The sequence below is a fragment of the Methylocapsa sp. S129 genome (genome assembly GCF_009765995.1).
Lineage (GTDB): Bacteria > Pseudomonadota > Alphaproteobacteria > Rhizobiales > Beijerinckiaceae > Roseiarcus.
In genome coordinates, this window is the sequence record NZ_LMUI01000055.1 from 1 (window position 1) to 845 (window position 845).

The window sequence follows — 845 nt, forward strand, 5'->3', positions numbered from 1 at the left end:
GATCGTTAATCAGCGCACGACGGGTGGTTTCATCCAGACGCACGGTCACGGTCACCAGCAGATCAATATCGCTATGCGGTTTCAGGCCGCCATCCACCGCGCTGCCATACAGATGCACGGCCAGCAGGGTCGGTTCCAGATGACGTTCAATCACGCCCACCACTTCAGACAGCTGGGTGCTCACTTCCGCAATCACCGCTTCACGCATAATGTTCAGTTTGGTTTTCGGACGGCTGCCCTGCTGGGTCACATCGTTGCTGCTCCACAGCATCAGGCAACGGCCCACCGCATAACGCGCCTGCTGTTTGCTCGCACGCGGCATGCTCTGCACGCCAAAAAAGCAATCATAGCACGCCATAAACACCGCCACCGCACCATTACCGCCGCTACGTTCGGTCAGGGTACGGCTCCAATTACGGCTACGCATACTCTTCCTTTTTCAATATTATTGAAGCATTTATCAGGGTTATTGTCTCATGAGCGGATACATATTTGAATGTATTTAGAAAAATAAACAAATAGGGGTTCCGCGCACATTTCCCCGAAAAGTGCCACCTAAATTGTAAGCGTTAATATTTTGTTAAAATTCGCGTTAAATTTTTGTTAAATCAGCTCATTTTTTAACCAATAGGCCGAAATCGGCAAAATCCCTTATAAATCAAAAGAATAGACCGAGATAGGGTTGAGTGGCCGCTACAGGGCGCTCCCATTCGCCATTCAGGCTGCGCAACTGTTGGGAAGGGCGTTTCGGTGCGGGCCTCTTCGCTATTACGCCAGCTGGCGAAAGGGGGATGTGCTGCAAGGCGATTAAGTTGGGTAACGCCAGGGTTTTCCCAGTCACGACG

The 845-nt window shown here is 51.0% G+C and carries 2 protein-coding genes; both read right to left on the minus strand.

Annotated elements, in window-relative coordinates; translation table 11 throughout:
- Positions 1-427, minus strand: a 427-nt coding sequence (locus GSQ90_RS32595) for a nucleotidyltransferase domain-containing protein (RefSeq protein ID WP_246731823.1), incomplete at its 3' end; no start/stop codon positions are given.
- Between the two features lie 231 nt (positions 428-658).
- Positions 659-845: hypothetical protein (locus GSQ90_RS32220; RefSeq protein WP_210255005.1), on the minus strand; the 187-nt coding region annotated here is incomplete at its 5' end.